This is a genomic window from Paenibacillus sp. FSL R10-2748 (genome assembly GCF_038005565.1).
GTDB lineage: Bacteria > Bacillota > Bacilli > Paenibacillales > Paenibacillaceae > Paenibacillus > Paenibacillus polymyxa_B.
On the sequence record NZ_JBBOTK010000004.1, the window covers coordinates 563,334 to 587,507 of the forward strand.

22 protein-coding genes and 1 other RNA gene are annotated in these 24,174 nt (G+C 45.6%); 19 read left to right on the plus strand and 4 right to left on the minus strand.

The genetic code is table 11. The features are described 5' to 3' along the window. The first annotated feature begins 14 nt into the window (after positions 1–14). From rpoD to rnpB, 6 genes are all read left to right on the plus strand, one after another. Positions 15–1,148 carry an RNA polymerase sigma factor RpoD gene (rpoD, locus tag NSS66_RS15535; RefSeq protein ID WP_007431230.1) on the plus strand — a complete coding sequence of 378 codons (1,134 nt, stop codon included), beginning with the start codon at positions 15–17 and terminating at the stop codon, positions 1,146–1,148. 87 nt (positions 1,149–1,235) lie between these two features. Next, a complete protein-coding gene (locus NSS66_RS15540; protein ID WP_023989477.1) occupies positions 1,236–2,075 on the plus strand; it encodes a hypothetical protein in 840 nt (279 codons plus the stop codon). Then, positions 2,072–2,833 carry a tRNA (adenine(22)-N(1))-methyltransferase gene (locus NSS66_RS15545; protein WP_340959313.1) on the plus strand — a complete coding sequence of 254 codons (762 nt, stop codon included), beginning with the start codon at positions 2,072–2,074 and terminating at the stop codon, positions 2,831–2,833. The genes NSS66_RS15540 and NSS66_RS15545 overlap by 4 nt, the downstream gene beginning before the upstream one ends. Further along, positions 2,809–3,924: a Nif3-like dinuclear metal center hexameric protein gene (locus NSS66_RS15550; protein ID WP_068942365.1), complete on the plus strand. Its 1,116-nt coding sequence runs from the start codon at positions 2,809–2,811 to the stop codon at positions 3,922–3,924. The genes NSS66_RS15545 and NSS66_RS15550 overlap by 25 nt, the downstream gene beginning before the upstream one ends. A 62-nt stretch (positions 3,925–3,986) precedes the next feature. Then, complete coding sequence (locus tag NSS66_RS15555; RefSeq protein ID WP_340959316.1) at positions 3,987–4,553, plus strand: flavin reductase family protein; 567 nt, start codon at positions 3,987–3,989, stop codon at positions 4,551–4,553. A gap of 79 nt (positions 4,554–4,632) precedes the next feature. Further along, positions 4,633–5,031: RNase P RNA component class A (gene rnpB / locus NSS66_RS15560), an RNA gene on the plus strand. 419 nt (positions 5,032–5,450) lie between these two features. Here the strand turns inward: rnpB and NSS66_RS15565 are convergent. Next, positions 5,451–6,668, minus strand: a complete 1,218-nt coding sequence (locus tag NSS66_RS15565) for an aminotransferase-like domain-containing protein (RefSeq protein ID WP_023989474.1) — start codon at positions 6,666–6,668, stop codon at positions 5,451–5,453. A 116-nt stretch (positions 6,669–6,784) separates the two neighbouring features. On the opposite strand from NSS66_RS15565, the gene pdxR reads away from it, so the two are divergent. Both pdxR and NSS66_RS15575 read left to right on the plus strand, forming a co-directional pair. Then, positions 6,785–8,260: a MocR-like pyridoxine biosynthesis transcription factor PdxR gene (gene pdxR / locus NSS66_RS15570; RefSeq protein ID WP_340959317.1), complete on the plus strand. Its 1,476-nt coding sequence runs from the start codon at positions 6,785–6,787 to the stop codon at positions 8,258–8,260. An 88-nt stretch (positions 8,261–8,348) separates the two neighbouring features. After that, positions 8,349–8,579 (plus strand): hypothetical protein, encoded by a 231-nt coding sequence (locus NSS66_RS15575; protein WP_071558470.1) that lies wholly within the window; start codon positions 8,349–8,351, stop codon positions 8,577–8,579. A gap of 57 nt (positions 8,580–8,636) precedes the next feature. Here the strand turns inward: NSS66_RS15575 and NSS66_RS15580 are convergent, their stop codons facing one another. Beyond that, on the minus strand, positions 8,637–10,517 hold the full coding sequence (locus NSS66_RS15580; protein ID WP_209942897.1) for a S8 family peptidase: 1,881 nt from the start codon (positions 10,515–10,517) through the stop codon (positions 8,637–8,639). Between the two features lie 186 nt (positions 10,518–10,703). On the opposite strand from NSS66_RS15580, the gene NSS66_RS15585 reads away from it, so the two are divergent. From NSS66_RS15585 to thiI, 6 genes are all read left to right on the plus strand, one after another. Next, the gene (locus NSS66_RS15585) at positions 10,704–11,210 is read left to right on the plus strand and encodes a YpuI family protein (RefSeq protein WP_023989471.1); all 507 of its coding nucleotides are present in this window, start codon (positions 10,704–10,706) and stop codon (positions 11,208–11,210) included. 187 nt (positions 11,211–11,397) lie between these two features. After that, on the plus strand, positions 11,398–11,625 hold the full coding sequence (locus NSS66_RS15590) for a DUF1540 domain-containing protein (RefSeq protein WP_013311120.1): 228 nt from the start codon (positions 11,398–11,400) through the stop codon (positions 11,623–11,625). Between the two features lie 44 nt (positions 11,626–11,669). Continuing rightward, positions 11,670–12,062 (plus strand): hypothetical protein, encoded by a 393-nt coding sequence (locus tag NSS66_RS15595; RefSeq protein ID WP_023989470.1) that lies wholly within the window; start codon positions 11,670–11,672, stop codon positions 12,060–12,062. Positions 12,063–12,284: 222 nt separating this feature from the next. After that, positions 12,285–12,977, plus strand: a complete 693-nt coding sequence (locus NSS66_RS15600) for a lytic transglycosylase domain-containing protein (RefSeq protein WP_023989469.1) — start codon at positions 12,285–12,287, stop codon at positions 12,975–12,977. Between the two features lie 157 nt (positions 12,978–13,134). Then, positions 13,135–14,283, plus strand: a complete 1,149-nt coding sequence (locus NSS66_RS15605; RefSeq protein WP_028540469.1) for a cysteine desulfurase family protein — start codon at positions 13,135–13,137, stop codon at positions 14,281–14,283. A 1-nt stretch (position 14,284) separates the two neighbouring features. Then, positions 14,285–15,511 carry a tRNA uracil 4-sulfurtransferase ThiI gene (gene thiI / locus NSS66_RS15610; RefSeq protein WP_340959318.1) on the plus strand — a complete coding sequence of 409 codons (1,227 nt, stop codon included), beginning with the start codon at positions 14,285–14,287 and terminating at the stop codon, positions 15,509–15,511. A 72-nt stretch (positions 15,512–15,583) separates the two neighbouring features. Here the strand turns inward: thiI and NSS66_RS15615 are convergent, their stop codons facing one another. Beyond that, positions 15,584–16,279, minus strand: a complete 696-nt coding sequence (locus NSS66_RS15615; protein ID WP_025722107.1) for a TerC family protein — start codon at positions 16,277–16,279, stop codon at positions 15,584–15,586. Positions 16,280–16,496: 217 nt separating this feature from the next. On the opposite strand from NSS66_RS15615, the gene NSS66_RS15620 reads away from it, so the two are divergent. From NSS66_RS15620 to NSS66_RS15640, 5 genes are all read left to right on the plus strand, one after another. Further along, on the plus strand, positions 16,497–17,156 hold the full coding sequence (locus tag NSS66_RS15620; RefSeq protein WP_023989465.1) for a TerC family protein: 660 nt from the start codon (positions 16,497–16,499) through the stop codon (positions 17,154–17,156). 94 nt (positions 17,157–17,250) lie between these two features. Continuing rightward, entirely contained in the window at positions 17,251–17,742 is a 492-nt protein-coding gene (locus NSS66_RS15625; RefSeq protein ID WP_076295460.1) for a LiaF transmembrane domain-containing protein, read from the plus strand. Between the two features lie 292 nt (positions 17,743–18,034). Continuing rightward, positions 18,035–19,876: a translational GTPase TypA gene (gene typA, locus NSS66_RS15630; protein ID WP_013311112.1), complete on the plus strand. Its 1,842-nt coding sequence runs from the start codon at positions 18,035–18,037 to the stop codon at positions 19,874–19,876. Positions 19,877–20,001: 125 nt separating this feature from the next. Continuing rightward, positions 20,002–21,063, plus strand: coding sequence for an LCP family protein (locus tag NSS66_RS15635; protein ID WP_023989463.1), 1,062 nt, complete (start codon positions 20,002–20,004; stop codon positions 21,061–21,063). Between the two features lie 299 nt (positions 21,064–21,362). Continuing rightward, positions 21,363–22,694 carry a PhoH family protein gene (locus tag NSS66_RS15640; RefSeq protein WP_023989462.1) on the plus strand — a complete coding sequence of 444 codons (1,332 nt, stop codon included), beginning with the start codon at positions 21,363–21,365 and terminating at the stop codon, positions 22,692–22,694. Between the two features lie 100 nt (positions 22,695–22,794). Here the strand turns inward: NSS66_RS15640 and NSS66_RS15645 are convergent, their stop codons facing one another. Beyond that, complete coding sequence (locus tag NSS66_RS15645; RefSeq protein WP_209942892.1) at positions 22,795–23,880, minus strand: hypothetical protein; 1,086 nt, start codon at positions 23,878–23,880, stop codon at positions 22,795–22,797. Between the last annotated feature and the right edge of the window lie 294 nt (positions 23,881–24,174).

The following is a 24,174-nucleotide window of genomic DNA, read 5'->3' on the forward strand; positions in this document are numbered from 1 at the left end:
GAGGGAGTCGAAAGATGGCGAATGATCAGCATACTGAACTGGAGACGGAACTAACACTGGATCAGGTCAAAGATCAACTGATTGAGTTGGGTAAAAAAAGTTCTTCTCTGAACTACAAAGATATCATGGAAAAACTGTCGCCGTTTGATCAGGACCCCGAGCAAATGGATGAGTTTTATGAGCAACTGGGTGACTTGGGGATTGAAGTTGTGAATGACAACGACGAAGAAGTTACCAGATTGCGTCAAAATGACGACCCGGAAAACAATGATGGGGATGATTTTAATTTCGATGACGATCTGAGCCTGCCTCCCGGTATTAAAATTAATGACCCGGTCCGGATGTACTTGAAGGAAATCGGTCGTGTACCGTTGCTTTCTGCTGATGATGAGGTGGAGCTTGCCAAACGGATCAATAACGGCGATGAAGAAGCTAAGCGTCGGTTGGCAGAAGCGAACTTGCGTCTGGTTGTAAGTATTGCCAAACGTTATGTTGGTCGCGGAATGCTTTTCCTGGATCTGATTCAGGAAGGTAATATGGGTTTGATTAAGGCAGTAGAAAAATTTGATTACGAAAAAGGCTTTAAATTCAGTACGTATGCAACCTGGTGGATTCGTCAGGCCATTACGCGCGCAATAGCCGATCAGGCGAGAACAATCCGTATTCCGGTGCATATGGTGGAAACGATCAACAAGCTGATTCGCGTATCGCGTCAACTGTTGCAAGAGTTGGGGCGCGAACCTACGCCGGAGGAAGTGGCTGCCGAGATGGAGCTGAGCGTGGAAAAAGTACGGGAAATTATGAAAATTGCCCAAGAACCTGTTTCATTGGAAACACCAATTGGTGAAGAGGATGACTCACATCTGGGGGATTTCATTGAGGATCAAGAAGCATTGGCGCCTGCAGATGCGGCTGCCTATGAACTTCTGAAGGAACAGCTCGAGGATGTACTGGATACGTTAACCGAACGGGAAGAGAATGTTTTGCGTCTCCGCTTTGGTTTGGACGACGGAAGAACCAGAACCCTTGAAGAAGTGGGTAAAGTGTTCGGTGTTACACGTGAACGTATTCGTCAGATTGAGGCCAAAGCGCTGCGTAAGTTGCGCCATCCAAGCCGCAGTAAGCGACTGAAGGATTTCCTCGAATAGAAGCGTAACATTGCGGACCTTCTGCGGCTTGAAGCGCGCAGGAGGTCTTTTTTTATCTCATGGCAGCCTTGGTGGAGGGGAAGAAGCTTGGACCAGGAGAAAAAACGGGCAATACTGTTACATGAAATTGAGCATTGGCGGCGAAGTCGGCTGCTCCCTGAGCAATATTGCGATTTTTTGTCTAACCTGTATCGGGAGGACGAAGATCCGTCGCAGAGCCAGAACCGTAACAACACCGGGCTGCTTACATATCTTAGACACGGGCATGGGATCGCCTGGCTTCTTGGTTTTGTCATTATTTCCTGCATTTGTTTGATCGGTTTTTATTTTACCGCTTTTCCGTTGGCAATGCAAATATTCTCGGCAAGTGCAGTTACTACGATTTGCTATGGAGTGGCCGCATTTTGGCGGTCTTCCGAAAAGAGTATGAGTGCGATGTTGAGCACTTTAGGCAGTGCGATTATGCTGGGTTCGGGTGTGTGGATCATTCAGCTCCATCAAGGTGAAGCTAGGGTTTGGTTTCTTTTGCTCGTAGGCCTATGCGGTGTGGTATGGTGTCTTGTGGGATTAACTTTGCGGATCAGCTTACTTCATTACTGTGGTCTTGCTGGGCTGCTTTTAGTGTACGCGGTCCTTATAGGCCGCCACTGGCCTACAGCAACTTTAGTGATGCTTGAGGCATTTTGGATTTTGCACGCAGTATTGTTGATCTGGCTAAGCTGGTGGGTACATCGCCGCTTTCCGGGTCTCGCTTTGATTTATTTCGCTATAGGCATGACACTAGCATTCATGGCTGAAGCAGACATGATTATCCTGCGCCATCAAGCGGCGGGTGATGTGGTATTTTACAGCATACTGAAGTTGGCATTTGTTGTAGGAATTTTATTTTGGACTCGAAAAAAATGGATTACGTGGGTGACGTCATGAAACTTTCTCAACGATTACAATATATTATGGAACAAATTCCTGCCGGGAGCAGACTTGCGGATATTGGCTCGGATCATGGACTACTCCCTGTGGCTGCAGTGCGTAGTGGCAGAGTACCGCAAGCCGTGGCGGGTGAGGTTAACGATGGTCCGTTACGTGCGGCTCAAAAGCAGGTGGCCGAAGCAGGTCTTAATGATCGCATTGCGGTTAGAAAGGGAGATGGCTTGGCTGTAATTAAGGCCAATGAGGTTGATGTTATTACGATAGCCGGCATGGGTGGTGCCTTGATCGCTTCCATTTTAGAGCAAGGGAAAGACAAGCTTGTTTCAGTGAAACAGCTTGTTCTACAGCCTAACGTAGGCGAGGATATCTTACGCCGTTGGCTCATCGAACATCAATGGGTACTAACAAGTGAACATATTATGGAAGAAGACGGAAAAATATATGAAATTCTGACGGCCGTACCTGATTCGGTAAGCCCACTGAAACTGGATGAGCTGTATCAACCATGGAAACTTCCCGATAGTTCGCTGGTACTGACACAGGATTTGTTAATGCAACTCGGACCGCTATTGGTCAAAGCACCGAATGAAATCTTTTTTTATAAATGGAAATTGGAGATTCGCAAGCTTGAGGATGTGCTGGCACAAGTGGCACGATCAGATCAGGAATCCGCACAGCATAAGCGGGAGCAATTGCGCAAGCAAATTGAACAGCTAGAGGAGGTACTTGCATGTTTGCCAAAGGACAGACAGTGATTAGCTACATGGAGCAGCTGGCTCCGAAATACTTGGCAGTTCCGGACGATAGAATCGGGCTTCAGCTGGGTAGTCTGCAAAAGGAAATCAAAAACATATTAGTAGCCCTGGATGTTAATGATGAGGTTGTCGAAGAGGCAATCCGCATAAAAGCTGATCTCATTATTGCACATCATGCGATTATATTCCGCCCACTTAAAGCATTGAACACGGATCAGCCTGCGGGCAGATTGTATGAAAAGCTGATCAAGAATGATATTGCTGTCTACATCAGTCATACGAATCTGGATACGGCTGAGGACGGCATGAATGACTGGATGGCGGAAGCTCTGGGTATTCAAAGTGAAGGTACGCTGGAGGATGTTCACACCGAGCAATTATTCAAGCTTGTTGTTTTCGTACCCAAAACACATCATCAACGGGTACTTGATGCCGTATTAGGGGCGGGAGCTGGACATATCGGCAACTACAGCCATTGCAGCTTTAACATTGACGGCTACGGAACTTTTGTACCGGGTGAAGGCACACAGCCGTTTTTGGGTGAGCCGGGTAAAATGGAACGTAGTGAAGAGGTTCGTATTGAGACCATTGTACCGCAGGGTGTACGCAGTAAAGTTGTTCAAGCGATGCTGAAGGCTCATCCTTATGAAGAGGTGGCTTATGACCTGTACCATATGGATTTGCAAGGCCGTAGCTTTGGTTTGGGGCGGGTCGGCAAGCTCAAGGAAACCTGCACGTTACGGGAGTTTGTCGATGTTGTAAAAAACGGTCTCAACGTCGAGCATGTACGTGTGGTGGGCGACTTAGATCGTACGATCAAAAAGGCAGCCGTGCTTGGGGGCTCTGGTAGCCGTTATGTGAACAAGTCGCTCTTTAAGGGAGCTGACGTATTAGTCACGGGGGATATTGACTATCACACGGCTCAGGATGCCCTTATGGCGGGGATTGCTATTATTGACCCTGGACATAACGCTGAAAAGATTATGAAGCCTAAAACCGTAGAATGGATGCGCAAACGCTTGGCAGAAGGTCGTTATTCAACGGAAGTACATGTATCTCAGGTAGAAACCGAGCCTTTTCAATTTTTGTAAAATCTCAACATCTATGAGAAAATGAAGATGCTCTATTATTTTTTTTCGTAGGGAGAGGTTCTATGCGTACGCTGATAGCTGATTCTGCAATTCATGCCTATCCAGGCATGGTCGCTGTTGTTACTTCCCGCTATGAGGGGGAAAATAATGTAATGGCCTCAGGCTGGCATACCTATATCGGATCATCACCGGGCATGTATGGCATTTCACTGAGGAAGGAAACATATTCTCACGGTCTGATCGAGAAAAGCAGAGGCTTTGGTATTCAGTTTCTGCCTGCACACAGATCGGAATGGATTCAGGCTGTAGGTACCTTTAGTGGTAAAGATGTAGATAAGTTTCAGCAGTTTGGCATTGCATATGAGGATGGAATTTCAGTCAATGTGCCTATATTGCTGGAGGCTTATCTTGCTTATGAGTGTAAAGTCGTGGATATTCATACCTATGGAGATCATGATTGGATCGTCGGTGAAATACAGCAGACCTACCGAGATGATGAACTGTTCCTAGATGAGGACGTTCCTGATTTTAGTAAGCTTTCTATCCCGCTATACGTGGGAAGGTCTGCTTATTATGTGGCGGAAGATTCATTGCAGAGAAAGGTGCATCCGTTTTATTTGAGCAAGTAAACAGAGATCTATACGTTTTACAATATTTTCAGGGTTGTATCATGCGCGCGTTCCCTGTATACTATGTAATGTTGTTCGGAAAGTTTGACAGACAATCGCTGGTGGCGTGAGCCACGAGAGGAAAGTCCGGGCTCCATAGGGCAGGATGCTGGATAACGTCCAGTCAGCGCGAGTTGAAGGATAGTGCCACAGAAATGGACCGCCGATGGCCGTTTGCGGCACAGGCAAGGATGGAACCGAGGTGTAAGAGACCCCGAGGAACGCTGGTGACTTCGTTCCTGGTAAACCCCATCTGGAGCAAGACCTAATGGGACACAGCTTCTTCGCGAAGCAGCCTTAGCCCGAGGCGTGTCTAGGTTGGTCGCTGGAGCTGGATAGCAATGTTCGGCCTAGATAGATGATTGTCGCTTGTAGTGGGAGGGTAGTTCCCGTCTGTACCACGAATAGCACAGAACCCGGCTTACGGAAAACTTTCCCCACTGCAACACCTTAAAATGCATAAATTTAACTTTTGTAAATGACCTGTTTGCATGAAAGCTTTTAATCCAAATGTATTTATTGAATTAAAAAGGGTGTGTCATATTCCAACGGGAATCATGGCAGACCCTTTTTAACATACCGTATTTACGCAGAAATAGTGCCTTCTTAGAATGAAGCCCCCAGCATAATTACTGGGGGCTTTCATTTTAATTTTTACTTCCTCTACCGTAAAACCGTTCGAGGATGAGGCACGTAGTTAGCGTAGCAACGCATTTGAATCTGTAGAAGCGAGGCCTGCACCTTTGTCCCAGATTCCACCATACTATTCAAATTCCAAACGAATCAGGGGGTAACAGCGATCGTAAAATCAAATGATTCGTGAAGCGGCCTTACGTACATATCCTGCCAACTCCATCATCACACGCTTTTTACCACACTTTCCTCTGTGTACATCTTCAGTGCTCGATCCAATCGGTCAACCGCTTTAGGAAGCAGGGAAGGATCCGTATGCGTGAAGTTGATCCGCATGTGGTTGCTGCCACTTAGGTCAGCATAGAAGACTTGTCCGGGAACAAATGCGACTCCTTCCTGAATTGCGAGTTGCAGCAACCGATCAGAACGGAAGCCCTCGGGTAGGGTAACCCACATAAACATACCGCCAAGTGCATCATTCCAGGTGATTCCTTCCCATTGACGTTCTTTCATCAGCGATGTGAGACGTAGCATACGAGTGTAGTACTCGGCGGACACGGTACGAATATGTCCGTCCAAGTCAAAAAAGTCCAATAACTCATTCAAAGCACGTTGATCAATACTGCTGGAGTGCAGATCGGCAGATTGTTTGGCATTGGCGACCTTAACGACAATTGCTTGATTAGCTACCAGCCAACCAGAGCGAACACCAGGAGCAACGGTTTTAGAGAATGTAGAAGTGTACATCACATGACCGTCTCCACCTAGTTGTTGATCAATTGAGAAAAGGGATGGAAAGTTAAGGTTTTCGTCAAATTTAAGACGTCCGTAAGGATCATCTTCAAAAATCAAAGTGCCGTATTTACGGCATAGTTCAACAACGCCCGTTCTGCGTTCCATACTCCAAACACTTCCTGCCGGGTTGGAGAAGGTGGGGATGACATACACGAATTTAGGCTGATGTTTTTTGATCTTGGCTTCAAGATCTTCTAATCGCATACCGTTAGAGTCTGTATCTACACTTACAATGTTGGCACCATAGGAATTAAATACCTGAAGAGCTGCCAAATAAGTAGGGGACTCCACCAATACAGTATCCTGCGGATCGAGCAACACACGCGAAACCAGATCAATGGTCTGCTGTGAGCCCGTCGTCATGATGATATTATCTCTGGTGACGGAGATGCCTTGGGATGACATGATTGCTGCAAGACGTTCCCGTAGAGGAATGTAGCCCTCGGTTAGGCCGTATTGAAGAGCGGTAGTACCGCCGAGACGAAATACCCGCTCATAGGCTTTAGCAACAGCTTCGATGGGGAAAAAGGCATCGGCCGGAAGGCCGCCTGCCAGAGATAACACATCTGTTCCCTGTGTCAGCTTTAAAATGTCCCTTACCATGGACGAGCCCTGAGTACGAGCCATACCCGAAAATTTGTGTTCCAATCCAATCATCTCCTGTGTTCTATACTGTACTATGAAATTTGTTGTATTATATCGATAATGAAGTATAACAGTAAACGTCTAAATGTAACAGTTGATTTTTGGAGGGGACGGTTCCGATGCATATTGATCTCAGCCGCAATAGCAGTGTCAAATTATATTTACAGATTGCCAAAACATTAGCAGATCGCATCCAGTCTGGATTGCTGCCTCAGGGCACAAAGCTTCCCTCTGTCCGTCATTTGTCCAGTCTGCTTGCGGTAAGTCCCGTAACTGTAAGCAAGGCGTATGCTGAGTTGGAGTCTATTCATTTGGTTACCTGTACACAGGGAAAAGGTTGCTATGTAGCGGAGCCTTCGGTAGCTGTTCAACGTGAGGGAGCACAGGACTTGTCATGGCAAATGTCGCTGATCGATTATTTGCCGCGCGCACAGTTATGGAGAAACTTTAACCATAGCAGACAGTTTCCTTATTCTTTTCATATAGCAGCAATTCAACCGAAGCTTCTTCCTACACGCGAAATCATCGCTGATACTCAACGTCTATCCTCTGGAAATCCCGATGCAATGGCAGCATACGGGACTTTTGAAGGTGATTTAGCGCTGAGGGAAGTGTTTGCAGATCACCTGAACGAACGCGGTATATGCACAGTGGCAGAACAGCTGCTCGTGACTAGTGGTGCCCAACAGGGCATTGACTTGGTGGCACGTACCTTTGTTGGTTCTGGTGATGTTGTCTACATGGAGGCTCCTACATATACGGGGGCCATTGATGTGTTTACCAGTCGTGGTGCCAAAGTAATTATGATTCCGATGGATGAGCAGGGCATGCGGATTGATATCCTCACACGTCTCTGTGACACTCATCCCCCAAAACTAATCTACACGATACCCACCTTTCATAATCCTACCGGAGTAACTTTAACGATGGCCAGACGCACACAATTACTGGATCTAGCTCAAAGTTATCATTGCCTCATTGTTGAGGATGATCCATTTTCCGACCTATACTATAAAACAAAGCCGCCACTCTCTATCAAGGCGCATGATCAGTCCGGACATGTGATATATATCAAAAGCTTTAGCAAAACCGTTGCTCCCGGCTGCCGTATAGCTTGTGTAGCGGCCACTGGCAGTGTAATGGATCGTTTGGTGGCTGCCAAGTCTACTACGGATTTGGGGAGCCCTCTATTAACGCAAAAAGCGCTATTGCCCTTTATCAAGAACCGACTTGATCAGCATCTTGTTAGGTTGCGGGAACAAATGCGGGATCGGTTGACAGTCGCGTTGCATACGCTCCAGCGCTATGCTCCGCCAGAGGTCAGCTGGTATGCCCCCGAAGGCGGCTTAAATGTGTGGATTAAGCTTCCTCCTAATGTTGATATTCCAGAATTGGAGCGGCTGGCTGACCGAGAAGGAGTTTCCTTTTTACCTGGTGCAGTATGCTATGCAGGTGGTATGGACAGTAATCATATCCGTATTTCTTTTTCGTATGCGGACAAGGAAACACTTAAAACAGGTCTTCACAAACTGTGCCGTTTGTTGGGCGAACTGCTTGATCATTCGGTCATTGTTGAACGGAAGCCTATTTTATAAGGGATATTTGTATTAGGGGGTAAACATCCAAGCACAGCACACGCCTTCTTAATATGCTGTACTAATTCACCGAAAGGAGTTGCACATTATGAGTCATTGCCCCTACGACCCGATCGTGTGCCCGCCGATCCAATTTGTAAATCATCAATTTTTCCCACAAGTCGTGCCTGTGGTTCATCCGATTGAAATTGTTAATCAGACGCACATTGTACCTGTACCTCATCACGTATTTCCGGTGAGTATAAAGGACCCTGGAGAACCTTGCTGTCATACTCGCAGCCATGGCAAGCGTCCTGTTCGAAGCAGTTCCAAGCGTTAATAAAGCCCAAAAAAGCAGCCATGGAGCAACATGGCTGCTTTTTTCCAATAAGGAATCTTACGTTTCCAGTTTCTTTAATATTGATTTTAACTTGTCACTTAAATGCTGTGGATAGAATTGCAAAGGAACATATGGACGTTGTGCTGCTTTCAACGCTTTATACACGTCAATTTGACCATATCCGAAATATTTGTCATGCCCGGGTGTGCCCAAGTCAATTACGCTGCTTCTCATTAAATCCATAACCTCTTTGTTGGTCAGATCGGGGTTAATGGATCGAATCAGTGCAGCAAGCGCTGATACATGGGGACTGGCCATTGAAGTACCCGACAGTGCAGCATATTGGTTCCCTGGGTACGTACTGGCAATACTTGCACCTGGAGCCATGACGTCTACATAATCTCCATAGTTAGAAAAGGATGCACGGTGCATAGAAGAATCTGTAGCGGAAACGGCAAATACTTCAGGATACGCTGCTGGATAGCCGGGTCGTTCCGTATTGTCATTACCTGTAGCTGCAACTAATACGACATCTTTATCATAGGCGTATTTGATCGCATCATGCAAAAATTCAGCTTGTGCGTAATTGCCCAGACTCAAATTGATGACCTTGGCCCCATGATCAGCTGCCCATATAATACCTTCTGCAACCGAGTAAGTCGTACCGGAGCCGGATTGGTCAAGTACCTTAATCGGCATGACTTTGTTGTACCATGTCATGCCAGCGACCCCCTCACCATTATTCACGAGGGCAGAAATGATGCCAGCGACGTGCGTTCCGTGACCGACGTCATCATAAGGCTTTTCAGACGGATTTACCACGTTATGACCTGAAAGGATTTGACCTTTTAGGTCGGGGTGATCCAAATCTACTCCCGTATCTACGACAGCGACAATTACGTCCTTGCTGCCTTTGCTTAATTTCCAACCCCGGTTGGTTTCAGTAGCCGGCAGATTCCATTGATAGCGGGAAAAGAGCAAATCATTGGGGATAGAGCTGTCCGCTTTGATAGGTGTTTTCTCATTGGTTAGATACATATAGTGAGGCTCAGTATAAAGCGGGTTCCACTTTCTTGAAAAATATTGCTTTAGTTCCTTGAAGTTCATCTTATCCGAATGAAATACATAGGTATAACCAAGCTTGCGGCCTGGCGCACAGTGTAAATCTGCTGCAATTTCCTGCAGCTGTCGTGAATCAGGATTGTGACGGAAGCGAACGACAATTTCGTTTTCGAAATAATGGCTTGCATTTTCGTTGTCATGGCCCGTCTTGACAGTAATATCGTGCAATGTGTCGGGATGTACGGATTCGATTTTGTAGCTGCCTTCTTTTGGATAGGGAATCAAACGTAAATTCTTCCGCTGATGCTTCTCCACGTCACGCAATACTTGCTGACTGACCAGGGCAGCAACGCCGCATGTTCCGTCAGCCGATGGTTCTGCCATGACAAAATATTTACCGCCTTCAGCCTGAAATGCAGCAGATTCGTAGGATTTATTTTGCATGACGGAACGGCGAGCCGCAGCCAAGCTGCTGTTGATTTGAGGATGACTGAGCAGACGAGTTTGTGCTTTGCTGCCCGTGTAGGTGCTCGTGTTCCCGTCGCGTGTGTGAATCCACAGTAACGTATGAAGATGACTGTGCGATTGCTGTAGCGTGCGAGTAAACTGTCTTTTCTGATCAGCAGTTTTACCATCAAGCTCCCGCATCACGTATTGAATATCCTGCCTTGCATCCATGCGTGTGAGGGTATCCGTAGCGGACAGGTCCAAAGCCAACATTCCTTTTTTGAGCTGCTTCTCTTGCTGTGGCACCATCTTGGCCGTATATTCGGGTTGCGGTGTAGGGCGATGATCACGGGAAGGCAGCATCAGTGTGATGAGAAGCACCCCGGCAGCTGCTCCTAGCAGGGGTTTTAACCATTTTCGCCGAGACATGGGACCGTCCTCCTTGAGTATTCATAAATTTATGGTTTAGCGTGAGGAGGTTGGCATGTTTTTATACCTTTCAATGCTCATTTGTGGTAGGATAAATACTGAAAATTACAGCTCTTTCGGTTAGAAGGGACTATTTTCGGGTAACCAAATTGATGAACAAGCAACAAATAAGGGGGAGCTGCCTTGATGTCAGCAGTCAACGTACAAAAATTATGTGAGTCGGCGCAGGAGAGACTGAAAACTGCCGTGAAACGGGTGGAAACATTCCTCAATGAGCATGCTCTGCCGCAACTGGCTACAGATGGCAATGAGGAGTCCGTACTTTTTTACAAAGGCTTTTTGTCGGATCTCCGTCATGTCCTTGTTTTTTCCGAAGTATCTTATGAAAAGCTGGGTGTGGCTTTACGCCGTGCCAATTTTGACGTCGATTTTGCGGAAAAGGCATTGTATAACGTTTACCATGACTGCGTGAACAGCTTTTTTTATCCCAAAAATGAATCTTACGCAGAGGATGGACGCTATGCGTATACGGGACAAGATGCTATCCGCTTCCGTAAAACGCCAGTGCCAGCCGCTCGCGAAGTGATCATGGACATTACGAAAAATTTTGAAGAATTGCGTGATGATCTGACTTATTATGAAAGTGACTATTTGACTCAGCGCCGGATGCAGACTCGACGTACTCATGCCTAAAGCATTCAACGGGGAAGATCATTTCTAATCAAAAACTAAAACAAGACAAGCAAGCCGTTTTCTACTTGCTTCCTGCCATTTTGGAGGAGGTGAAGGAAGCGGCTTTTTTCGTATGTCACCAACTGCCATATACCATGAACGCATAGGTGCAGGGTAGCGGGGGGACAATGAATCCGAGGTGATGATCATGAGCCAAGAGGCCAAGCCAATCGTTAAGTGTAGCGTAGCCAATTGCCATTATTGGGGAGAAAACAACTTGTGCAAGGCAGATTTGATCATGATTGAAGTTGATGGTCATGCTGGAAAGAAATTTAAAGAAGAATATGCGGGAGAAAGCTTCAGTTCAGAAGAACGTGATAAGGCTGCCACGTCAGCCGCAACCTGTTGCCACACTTTTAAGCCGAAGTCCGTGTGAATTTTATTACGCGATTCATTTCGCATTTGGAGGTGCAGTTTATTATGGAAGATCATGAAAACGACAAGCATCAGAATGAAGAGCATGTTAGCCGCAAACGTGTAGATTACCCCCGTCACATTCATGAACGATCTGCCAAGCGCCGTAATGATCGTGAAGAATATGCAGCAGAGGTTGCTCCCGGCTCAGTTGTGACTCGACATGAGGTCAAGGGTGAAGAGCAGGTTATAAACAATAGTGGTCGTATTTCTGGCTATATTGGTCTGGCTGCAGGAATTGCCTCATTGTTTATGTGGTCAATTGTGCTGGGGCCTATTGCTGCAGTTTTAGGTTTTTTTGCTTATGTGAATGGCAGCAAAACGACCGGCATTTGGTCGATTGGTCTTGGGGCGCTGGCAACATTGAGTTATTTTGCTTTTATCCCGTTCGTTCGTTGAGCCTACTGGAGGAAAAAGCTCAGTTTTCTTTTGTATATCCGAGAAAAATCATCTTAGTGATATAATTACATTAAAGCTGATCTATAAAGCTCCGCTGTCTTTTCGACAGAAACGGAGCTTTTTTTCATTAAAAGGTATGGAAGTACATAGTAAAAAGTTGTATCATAGCAGTAATGACAAGCTATTTGGGATACAACAACTATAGAAAGTTGGGAACACCACATGCAAATTGATCCGCGCGTGTCCAAGTCCATGTTAGACATGCAGCTGTTAAATAATATGAGTGCTACAACCCAGACGGGTACAACGGACGCTTTTTCCGGATTACTGGAACAAGTAGGTCAGTTGGAAACAGATGGTGCTGTGACTCGAGAAAATTCAAGTGATGTTACCAGAGACGAAAACGGTTTACTATGGCTTCAATTGGGACCTTCCAGGGGAACGGCTTCGTCACTGTATCCCGCTCCTTCCAGTACAGCAACAGACGGACCCACAACACCTACAGCATATGATGATTTGATTAACGAGGCTAGTCAGAAATACGGCATTCCAGTAGCGTTGATTAAAGCAGTTATTGATACGGAATCTTCATTCAATCCGTCGGTCACTTCTTCGGCCGGAGCCAAAGGGCTTATGCAGCTTATGGATGCTACGGCTCAAGGTCTGGGAGTCAGTGACCCATATGATCCTGTTCAAAATATTGATGCAGGTGTTCGTTATTTGTCTTACCAGATTAAACGGTTTAACGGACAAGAAAATATGGCGCTGGCTGCATATAATGCAGGCCCCGGACGGGTGCAGCGGCTTGGTGTAAATAGTGATGAACAGTTAATGGCTGTACTGGACAAGCTTCCGCTGGAAACGCAAAGATATATTACCAAAATTCAAAATGCACGTGAAAAATATACGATCTAAGCCCTATAGCTTATAACGAAAAAAAGTGCGTAATTTCAATTAGATTAGGTCCGCAGACAGGATCAATATGGGGAAAGCGTGTCGCTATAATGTAGCAGCCTTTCCCTGTTTTGGTCTTTTTTGTTGCAGTAGTTATAGGGCGGAAAAGGGGAGTGCAATGAAATATTTTGATTATGCCGCGACAACTCCACCTTTTGAAGAGGTGATTACAACAGTTGCCGAGGTCATGAGACGCCACTATGGGAATCCATCTTCAATGCATCGGTATGGAGAGGACGCGGATAAGTTGCTTAAGCGTTCGCGCGAAGTATGTGCTGCGGCTTTGGGAGTGTATCCATCAGAGATTGTCTTCACATCCGGAGCAACGGAAAGCAACAATCTTGCTATTAAGGGAGCAGCTTTGCAGTATCAGACCAGAGGCAAGCATATTGTTACTGTATCAACAGAGCACCCGTCTGTGTACGAAGCTTGCAGACAACTGACAAATCTGGGCTTCGAGGTTACATTTTTACCTGTCGATGCGGAGGGGCATGTGAGCGCCGAACAGGTTTGTGCCGCTGTCCGTAAAGATACGATTTTAGTCAGTATCATGCATGTCAATAATGAGACGGGAAGGGTGCAACCGTTGCATGATATCGGAGCTGCGCTCAAGAAACAGTTCCCCCGTGTGCTATTTCATATTGACGGTGTACAGGGGTTTGGAAAGCTACCGGTTGATATCCGGGGCTGGCAGGCTGATCTGTACAGCCTCTCTGCGCATAAGCTGCGTGGACCCAAAGGTGCTGGACTACTATTCGTTCGGGAAGGTGTGGAGCTTTTCCCACTGCATAGTGGCGGCTCTCAGGAGCAGGGTTTTCGTGCAGGTACGGAAAATGTACCGCTGCTAGTCGGTATGTCTAAGGCGGTAAGGTTGGCGGGCGAACGGCAAGCAGAGACAGCACGCCGTATGACCGAGTGGAGAGAACGGGTGGTCGCAGAAGTGAAGACAATCCGTCAACTGCGGCTGAACAGCGGGGAAGAAGCGCCGCATATTGTCCACTTTTCGTATCCGGGCATGAAGGCCGAGGTAATGCTGCATACGTTGGAGCAATTGGGTGTGGTAGTATCCACCAAATCGGCTTGCTCTTCGAAATTGGCTGAACCCAGTCGGGTGCTGCTGGCGATGGGATGCAATGAGGCGGAAGCGTCTGGCGGCATTCGTATCAGCTTCGGTGATGAGCATTCGGAACAGGATATCGATGAGCTTATACTTGCACTGCGACAGGCTGTAGCCAAGCTGGAATCCCTTGAAAGGTGGAAACGTTAAAATGCACTATGATATGTTGTTACTTCGCTTCGGTGAATTTACATTAAAAGGGAAGAATCGGACTCGTTTTGAAAAGGCAGTACTGAATCACGTGAAGCTGCTACTCAAACCGTTTCCCGGTGCTTCTTTGCGGAAGGAATTTGGACGGATTTATGTGGTTCTCGGAGGAGAGCCTTATGAACAGATCATTCAAGTGTTACAAAAAGTGTTTGGCATCACGACAATAAGTCCTGTCAAAATGGCTCCTGTCGAGCTTGGTGCTATAATTGAGACCGCTGTAGCTTTGATGCGTGAGCTGAATGTGGACGAGGGAACGACTTTCAAGGTAAATGCCCGCAGAGTGTGGAAGGAATTTGCCCATTCTTCACAAGAGATGAACCATTTAATTGGTTCTCCTGTTTTGCGAGAGTTTCAAGCGTTGAGGGTCGATGTACATCAACCAGATATTGAGTTACGTGTGGAGGTTAGAGAGCAGGCGGCCTATATATTCAGCGATGTTATTATGGCTGTAGGGGGCTTTCCGTTAGGAACGAACGGTAAAGCTATGCTGCTGCTGTCTGGTGGAATTGACAGCCCAGTAGCAGGGTGGTCTTCCATGCGTAGAGGATTGGAAATTGAATGTGTGCATTTTTATAGCTACCCGTTTACAAGTGAGCGTGCGAAAGAAAAGGTCATTGAATTGGCAAGGGTCTTAGCAGGCTATGCGGGTCGGATTAAAATCCACCTTGTGCCGTTTACAGAGGTGCAGACGGCCTTTACGCGCACTGGACAGGATAATCTGATTATTACGCTAATGAGACGGTCTATGTTACGAATTGCAACGATGCTGGCTGAGCGTGAAGGAGCACTGGCACTCGTGACGGGCGACAGTCTGGGTCAAGTCGCTAGTCAAACGTTATCCAGCATGAATGTGATTGGCCGTTCGACAGAATTACCATTGCTGCGACCTCTCGTAATGATGGATAAGCAGGAGATCACGGAAATCGCAAAGCAAATTGGCACCTACGATCTATCCATCCTTCCATATGAGGATTGCTGCACATTGTTTGTTCCCAAATCCCCAACCACCAATCCGAATTTGTGGGTTGTTCAAAAGATTGAAGCCTCTATTCGGGATTTAAATGCCTTGATTGAACAGGCTGTGGCTGCAACGGAGACGCTTGTCCTGGAGGCAGGTGGAGCTATAGAGGGGCGTAAAGAGGAAGTTATACAGGAAGATTGGTTTTAATTTAAAAAGGCAGACCCACCAGCTAATTTGGGTCTGCCTTTTTATTTTAGTTAAAACAGTTTTTGAATCATTTTAGACGGCTTTTTCTCGACTGGATACTGCTCTGCGATTTTGAAGATATCCTGTGAGCAAAATACCAGCCATAACTGCGGCAATAAACAAGATACGCAGCGCAGGGTGCTCGGTAAAATAGGGTTCCAGCTTACGTTCTTCAGTAATCATATTAGAGGCTGTATAACCAAGAACAGCCGATCCCAAATAGATAATCCAGGGGAATTTATTGATCAGTTTGATAAAAAGAGTGCTACCCCATACAACGATCGGTACGCTAATTAACAGGCCCAGCACTACAAGTAGCAAATGCTGCTGGGCCGCGCCAGCAACCGCAATCACGTTGTCCAGACCCATAGCCGCATCGGCTACAACAATCGTGCGGATAGCACCCCATAACGTTGTTCCCGCTTTGACTTCGGTATGGTCCTCCTGGTCTACGAGTAACTTATACGCGATCCAGACTAACATGACACCCCCGATGAGTAACAACCACGGTACTTGAAGCAACCAGAGTACCACAATGGTGGCTGCTATGCGAATGAGCAGGGCACCACCGGTACCGTACAGTATCGCTTTTTTTTGCGTGGCAGGAGGCAGCTTTCTGGCGGCAAGTCCAATTACAATCGCATTATCTCCTGCGAGCAGAAGGTCAATAAATATCACATTAAGCAGTAGCCAAAAGAACTGAAGTCCGGACATATCAATCGTTCTCATCTCCCTGATTAAACATCCTAAAATCATTGTATGTTGTTTATTTTAATACCCGTTTTTCGGAAATACGATTCATTATATTGCTGTTTGTTATTGATTTCAAGGTCTTTATTCAACAAATTTGACATCAATTTTTAATAAATGATGACTTATTTGACAAGGCTTATAAGCATAGCCTCGTCCTATTTCGCATACAAGTAGGATGGGGGTGTTTGTACACATGGAGCATATCATTTTGCTGTTGAAAATATTAATGATTAATTTGGTATTAAGCGGTGATAATGCAGTTGTTATAGCCATGGCGAGCAAAAACTTGCCTGCAAGGCAGCGGAGTCAAGCTATATGGTGGGGGGCAGTCGGTGCAGTCCTCCTGCGCTGTGTTTTGACTTTTGTAGCTGTCATTTTGCTGGGCATACCCTTTATTCAGGCGGCAGGCGGTCTACTTCTGTTATGGATTGCGTTTAAGCTGCTTTATGAGAATGAGGATCATGTGGGAGTCAGAGCAGAAACAACCATATGGAAGGCTATACAGGTGATTCTGGTAGCGGACTTTGTGATGAGTCTAGATAACGTATTAGCTATTGCAGCCCTAGCAGATGGGGATATCGCCATTATCGTCATTGGTATTGCAATTAGCATTCCGATTGTCGTCTGGGGCAGCAACGTGATTGCGATCTGGCTTCATCGGTTCCCTGTACTTGTTTTGCTTGGATCTGCAATCCTGGCTTTTACGGCAGGAGAAATGCTACTCCGTGATCCCCGATTGGGTGTGTGGTTAGCAGGTGCGGGGGAGCTAATACATGCATGGTTACCGGGACTTTTGGCCGCAGCAGTTGTCATTGTAGGAATATATCGTCAGTTACGAGCTCGCCATATTTGAACGTAGTTTTTTTGGAAAACATCGGCTAAAATATACTTAAAAACAATCACATTAAAAGACCTAAAAACAAATTCAGCAAACAAAGGAGACCACGATGAATTCCGGAAAAGAGCGTATGATCGGAGTGGGCATTGTTGCCGTAGGACTGATTATTTTGTTGGGGAAACTGGGGACGTTCTCCTTCTTGGGACGAAACTTTTGGCCTTTGCTGTTTTTAATACCTGGAATCGTACTGCATGCAATGTACATGAAGCGTAAAGTTTCACCCTTTATGTTGCTGCCGGCAGGGATTTTGTCGGTTTATGGCTTCTTATTTTTGCTCTGCAATATTTGGGGCTGGCATTTAATGGCCTATTTATGGCCTTTGCTACTTCTAGGTGTGGCGATTGGATTATGGCAGTACGCCATTAATGATATTTCGCTTTCTCGTAATGTTTATACTGGGGGCGTGATATTGGGGTTGATATCGGTGTTTTTATTGGTCATTACCCTGCTAAGAACGGGCATCATATATGTTATTGCAGTTTTACTGATCGGAGCTGGAATCTGGTTGGTCCTAAACAACCGTGGCAAACGCAAAAGGTAAAACGACAAGCTGTGAGATTTTATGGCGGTAAATTACGGAACAGGCAATAATGTCTTGCTTTATGACATATTTCAACTATAATATAATGGATATGATAAGAGCGTCGGAATGATTTCTGACGCTTATTTTAAGGTTTTCACGCGAATCGGAGAGAGAAGCTGTCTGTACAAAGCCTGAAACATATAGAAGGCTGGCAGGGAGTGGGCCTAAAGAACGATTGTTAGCCTTGAATCAGCACTGCTTCAGGATAGAGACACTATTTTGATATACGGAAAGGATATGGATACAAACCATGCATGCAAGAGAAAACATTCGCAATATTGCGATTATTGCCCACGTCGACCACGGAAAAACGACGCTTGTCGACAAGCTGCTTCAACAGTCCGGAACATTTAGAGAACACGAGGCTGTTCAGGAGCGCGCCATGGACTCCAACGATCTGGAGCGTGAACGCGGTATTACGATTTTGGCTAAAAATACAGCAATCACTTACAAAGATTACCTGATTAACATTGTAGATACACCGGGACACGCCGACTTTGGTGGCGAAGTGGAACGGATTATGAAAATGGTTGACGGTGTTTTGCTCGTCGTTGATGCTTACGAAGGTTGCATGCCGCAAACGAAATTCGTACTGCGTAAAGCGCTGGAACAAAATCTGACGCCTATCGTTGTAGTGAACAAAATTGACCGTCCAGCAGCTCGTCCGGCAGAAGTCATTGACGAAGTATTGGATTTGTTCATTGAGCTGGGTGCGAATGATGAGCAATTGGAATTCCCTGTTGTGTACGCTTCGGCGCTGAACGGAACATCCAGCATGGATGCTGAAAAGCAAGACGATAACATGCAAGCATTGTACGAAACAGTTGTAGAGCACATTCCGGCTCCAACTGAGAAAGTAGATGAGCCTCTTCAATTCCTCGTAACACTGATGGACTATAACGAATACCTTGGCCGAATTGCAGTAGGTCGTGTAAACCGCGGTATCATCAAGCAGGGGCAAGCAGTCACAGTTATGCAGCGTGATGGTAGCAGTAAATCAGCGCGTATTGAGAAGCTGTTCGGCTTCCAAGGTCTGAAACGTATTGAAACTGACCAAGCGGGCGCTGGTGACATTGTGGCGATTGCGGGAATTAAAGATATCAACATCGGTGAAACCATTGCCGATCCAAATCATCCTGAAGCATTGCCTGTACTGAAGATTGATGAGCCAACGCTGCAAATGACCTTCCTGGTTAACAACAGCCCATTCGCAGGTCGCGATGGTAAGTGGGTAACATCCCGTAAATTGCGTGAGCGTCTTCTGAAAGAACTCGAAACGGATGTCAGCTTACGTGTTGATGAAACTGATAGCCCGGACGCCTTTATTGTATCCGGACGTGGTGAGTTGCATCTGGGTATCCTGATTGAAAACATGCGTCGTGAAGGTTACGAACTGCAAGTGTCCAAACCGGAAGTTATCGTCAAGGAAATTGATGGTAAGAAAATGGAACCAATCGAACGTCTCCTCATTGATATTCCGGAAGAAAGCATGGGCGCGGTTATGGAAAGTTTGGGCTCCCGTAAAGCCGAAATGGTTAACATGATTAATAACGGCACCGGACAGGTTCGCTTGGAATTCCTGATCCCTGCACGTGGTCTGATCGGTTACACTACAAACTTCCTGACTTTGACTCGTGGTTACGGCGTAATGAACCATGCGTTTGACAGCTATGGACCATTTGTTGGCGGTCAAGTAGGTGGACGTCATCAGGGTGTTCTCGTGTCAACGGAAAACGGCAGCTCTACATTTTATGGTATGCTAGGCGTAGAAGATCGCGGTATTTTGTTCCTGGAGCCAGGTACTGAAATCTATGAGGGCATGATCGTTGGGGAGCACACACGTGATAACGACATCGTCGTTAACATTTGTAAAGAAAAACAATTGACAAACGTTCGTTCAGCAACAAAAGACGATACAGTTAAACTGAAAACACCTGTTATCTTCTCTCTGGAGCAGGCGCTCGAATATCTGAATGATGATGAGTATTGCGAAATTACACCTAATGCCATCCGTTTGCGTAAAAAGATCTTGAACAAAGGTGAACGCGAGCGTGCGGAGAAACAACGTAAAACAGCACAAGCAAATACGTAATTGATTGGATTGGTCTTTGGCCACAGCGGCGACGCCCGGGAACGGGATGCGCCGCTGTATGTGTTTTAGGATTGTAAACTTGGAGAAAGCGATATTTCTCAAAACGCAGGAAAAGGTGTTGAAGCATGAGTAATCTTTCGAACGGATTGCCTCCCCGGACACAAAGCGGGAAAAAATCCGCCAAACCGAAAAAAACGAAAAAGAAAAAAAGCTTTTTCAGATCGTTTATGAAGTTTGTCTTGTTTTTGCTCATTATAGGTATTTTGGCAGTAGGTGGTTATACCTACTATATTTACAATCAGGTAGAGGAAGTTTTGGATACGGGGATCAACAAGGAAGTACCCAAAACACAATTGGCTGAAGCTAAGCCTTTGACTATCTTATTGCTGGGAACCGATTACCGCCCTGATCATCCGACTTATTTGTCAGACGTTATTATGGTAGCTACATTAAACCCCAATACCAAATCGTCTACCATCGTGTCTTTACCGCGCGATACGCGTCTAGAAATGGATGGATATAAACCACGCAAGTTGAATGAGTATTATCCGGTGTTTAAGGCTAGAGAGAAAGAATCTGGTGAAGTTGCTGAAGAACAAATGAAGAAGATGATCGGCAAATATTTAAACATTGATATCGATTATGTGACGGTTATTAACTTCCAGGGCTTTAGAGATGTAGTAGATAATTTGGGTGGCGTAGATGTGACGGTTGATAAAAACATGTGTTATCGTGACCGTGCAGATGGTACCGATATTAACCTGACAGCTGGAGCCAAGCATTTGAACGGTGATCAGGCTCTTGATTTTGTTCGCTACCGCAAATCGAATTGTCGTCCAAGAACAGCTGAATCTGACGATTTTGATCGCAATCGTCGACAAAATCAGGTGCTTCATTCCCTAATTGACCAAATGCAATCCTTTAACGCTTTGACCAAGTTTAGCGCAATTATTAAATCGGTTGATAAGAATATGATGACAGATATCGAGTCACAGCAAATGAAAAATATCGTACAAACCTATTGGAATATTTCCAAGCAAAATGTGAAATACAATCCGGTGGCAGGAACGTGGCGTAGCCCGTATGTGTACATTGATGAGCAACAGCTCGATTTGGCCAAACAAGCGCTACAAGAGGAATTAGCTAAAAAAGCAAGCGACACTACTGCAGCTTCTTCCAATTCCTGAGTATGTATCTTTCTCCTCTCTTATGTTATACTCGCAGCGAGTAAAGCTCTTATATAACATAAGGGGGTTGAGGTATGTCTAAAGTTATAGTGAACCAAGTCTAGGTCCAGTGAGCAATCACTGGGCCTTTTGTGTCTAATTTTAAAAATGTACAGGCTCAGAGCTATCTTCACTACAACTTTTCGTGGCTTTATCTGCTTTGGGGTTCTTTTTTCAGGGAATCAGCAAGTATTGGGTACCCGGTGAATAGGTATAGGTATGAAACACGAGATTGTCCACGCCGCTTTGGAGGGGATTTAATGAAGAAAATTTTTGTGCTGGATACGAATGTGCTGCTGCATGATCCGAAAGCCATTTTTACCTTCAAAGAACATGAAGTTGTCATTCCAGCTGTTGTTCTGGAAGAAATCGACTCCAAAAAACGCAACGCGGATGAGATTGGACGGAATGCCCGCAATGTATCGCGATTGTTGGACGGGTTAAGAGAAGTAGGTCATCTGCACAGTGGCGTTCCACTTCCCCAAGGTGGGAGGCTTAAGGTTGAGTTAAACCACCGAAGTTTTTTGAAAGTTCAGGAGATGTTCGGGGAGGTTTCGAACGATAACCGGATTTTGGCGGTCGCCTTGAATTATCATCTGGAAGAGCAGGAGCAGCCTGAACCACGTTCGGTCGTTTTGGTCAGTAAAGACGTGCTGGTCAGGATCAAGGCAGATGTACTGGGACTGCTGACCGAAGACTACCTATCCGATAGAACAGGCGATCTAAGTGAGCTATATCCCGGATACTCGGCAATACAGGTGCACCCGTCCATCATAGATGAATTTTACTCTAACCGTTTTTTACCAATCAAGCCACTGGAACTACCTTATACGCTGTATCCGCATGAATTTGTTATTCTGAAAGATGAAATGGGAACTGGAAAATCAGCTTTGCTGAAAGTGAATCAGGAGGCAGAGCGATTAGAGCCGCTGTACTTAAGTAACGAATCGGTGTGGGGAATCAGCGCGCGTAATGCTCAACAGCGGATGGCATTGGAGCTTTTGCTTAATGACGATATCCCCCTCGTGACCATTACAGGAAAAGCGGGTACGGGCAAAACGCTGCTGGCGCTGGCGGCAGGTTTGCTTAAGGTAGAGGATGAACATCGCTTCAAAAAACTGCTGATTGCTCGGCCTGTTGTTCCTATGGGTAAGGATATTGGTTATTTACCGGGAGAAAAGGATGAAAAGCTTCGCCCGTGGATGCAACCCATCTACGATAATCTAGAGTATCTGTTTGATGCCAAAAAATCAGGTGATATCGACAAAATTTTGATGGGCTTGGGCAGTATTCAGGTGGAGGCACTTACTTATATTCGCGGGCGTTCGATACCTGGGCAATTTATTATAGTCGATGAGGCGCAAAACTTATCCCGACATGAGATCAAAACGATTGTGTCCCGGGTGGGTGAGGGGAGCAAGATCATTTTGATGGGAGATCCGGAGCAGATTGATCACCCTTATCTGGATGCAGCCAGTAACGGTCTAACCTATGTGGTGGAGCGGTTTAAGCAAGAAGGGATTAGCGGGCATATTATGTTGGAAAAAGGAGAACGCTCCAAGCTCGCGCAGTTGGCAGCCGATCTACTATAAAATCCCTACCGTTATTACAATAATAAAGACCTCGGGAATCTCCCGGGGTCTCTTGTTTTATACACGTAAAAATTCAGAACAATGAAAGGTGAGCAAAATTTTACTTAAAGTTTAATTCGAGCTTAACTTCAAGCATTCCTGCTAAAGTGCGTACTTCTGTGGCTTTGACATATGAAATAAGCTGCTGTGGGTAGAAACCCAGATCAAAATCCTTTTCCAGCTTGTTGCGGGTCGTATCAGGTAGCTCCAGACCATTAAATACCAATCGATCCACATGAAATAAAATTGCATTTTTCGGCTCATTCTCTAGCGTGTAGTGACCTTCTACCCTTAATTTCATCGTTCCCTGCTGACCTTCTACCACAATTCGATCCTGCGCAAATGTAAAGTTGAAGTGATTAAACAATTCATTTTCTGACTTTAAAAAACGGTTAAAGTCCTCTTCACGAATGCTTATCGTAATGACTTTTCCATTTGTAACCATGGCACCTTGTTGTTGTTGAATGAATTGTGGTAAATTCTGCATAGCTTGAGCTAATGCTTTAAAGTGCTTATTTACCTCGTAGACACCTACATTCTCCCAATAAGCTGTCATTTCGCCAATTAGCTTGCGTAGGGTATCCGGGTCATTACTGGCGTTAACGCCGTCATTTACACGCGACTGAAGCAGGGCAATGCGTTTACGTTGTGCCAGTAAGTTTGTTTTGACAGTCTCCAGTTCCATTGAGGCTTGGGTGACTTGTTGTTCTGTTTTTCGCATAGATTGATAATTGGATTCATATTCTTGAAGCACATCCTGATCGTGACTAATCAATAATAAGTAGTAATCGTACAGAGAGAGAAGTTGCCTTATACTTTTCGCCCCTAGCACCACACTCAACAGTTTGTCCCTTTCCCCCATATAATAAGATCGCAGCACAGAACCTGCACGCTTCCGTTGTATGGTCATTTGCTCTTGCTGAACGGTGAGATTACTTCGCAGTTCCTGCTGACGCTGCAAAAGGGTATGCTGCTCCTGACTGATTCGCTCAATTTCATGGTCTATCTCTACAATCGACAGGCTATCTTGTAAAATCTTACTTTCTTCATTGGAGGGAGCGGCCAGGGTAGGACGTACATATATGAAAGTTAGCAACATAATGGTGGTCAGCAGGGTGCTGATTGTGATTTTTATTCGTTTGTTCATTTGGTTTCCCCTTTTATGTATTCCCGAAAAAAACTAATGGTAATGTATATGATCCTTTCTGTTTCTTTAACCATTCATTTTATTGTACAGCAGTCTGAGCATGCTTGAAACCCGAAACTGTTTACGTTCACGTATGAGTTCTTGCAGAAATGGAAATACAATTTAGTATCAAATAGATTCTATGAACTCTACGAGAGGCATAGGAATGAATAAACAGCTTTTATACCCTATTCAAATACCGGCAAGATCGGTTCATGAAGACGGTTATTTCAGGATGTTGTTAGGAGGGCTAGA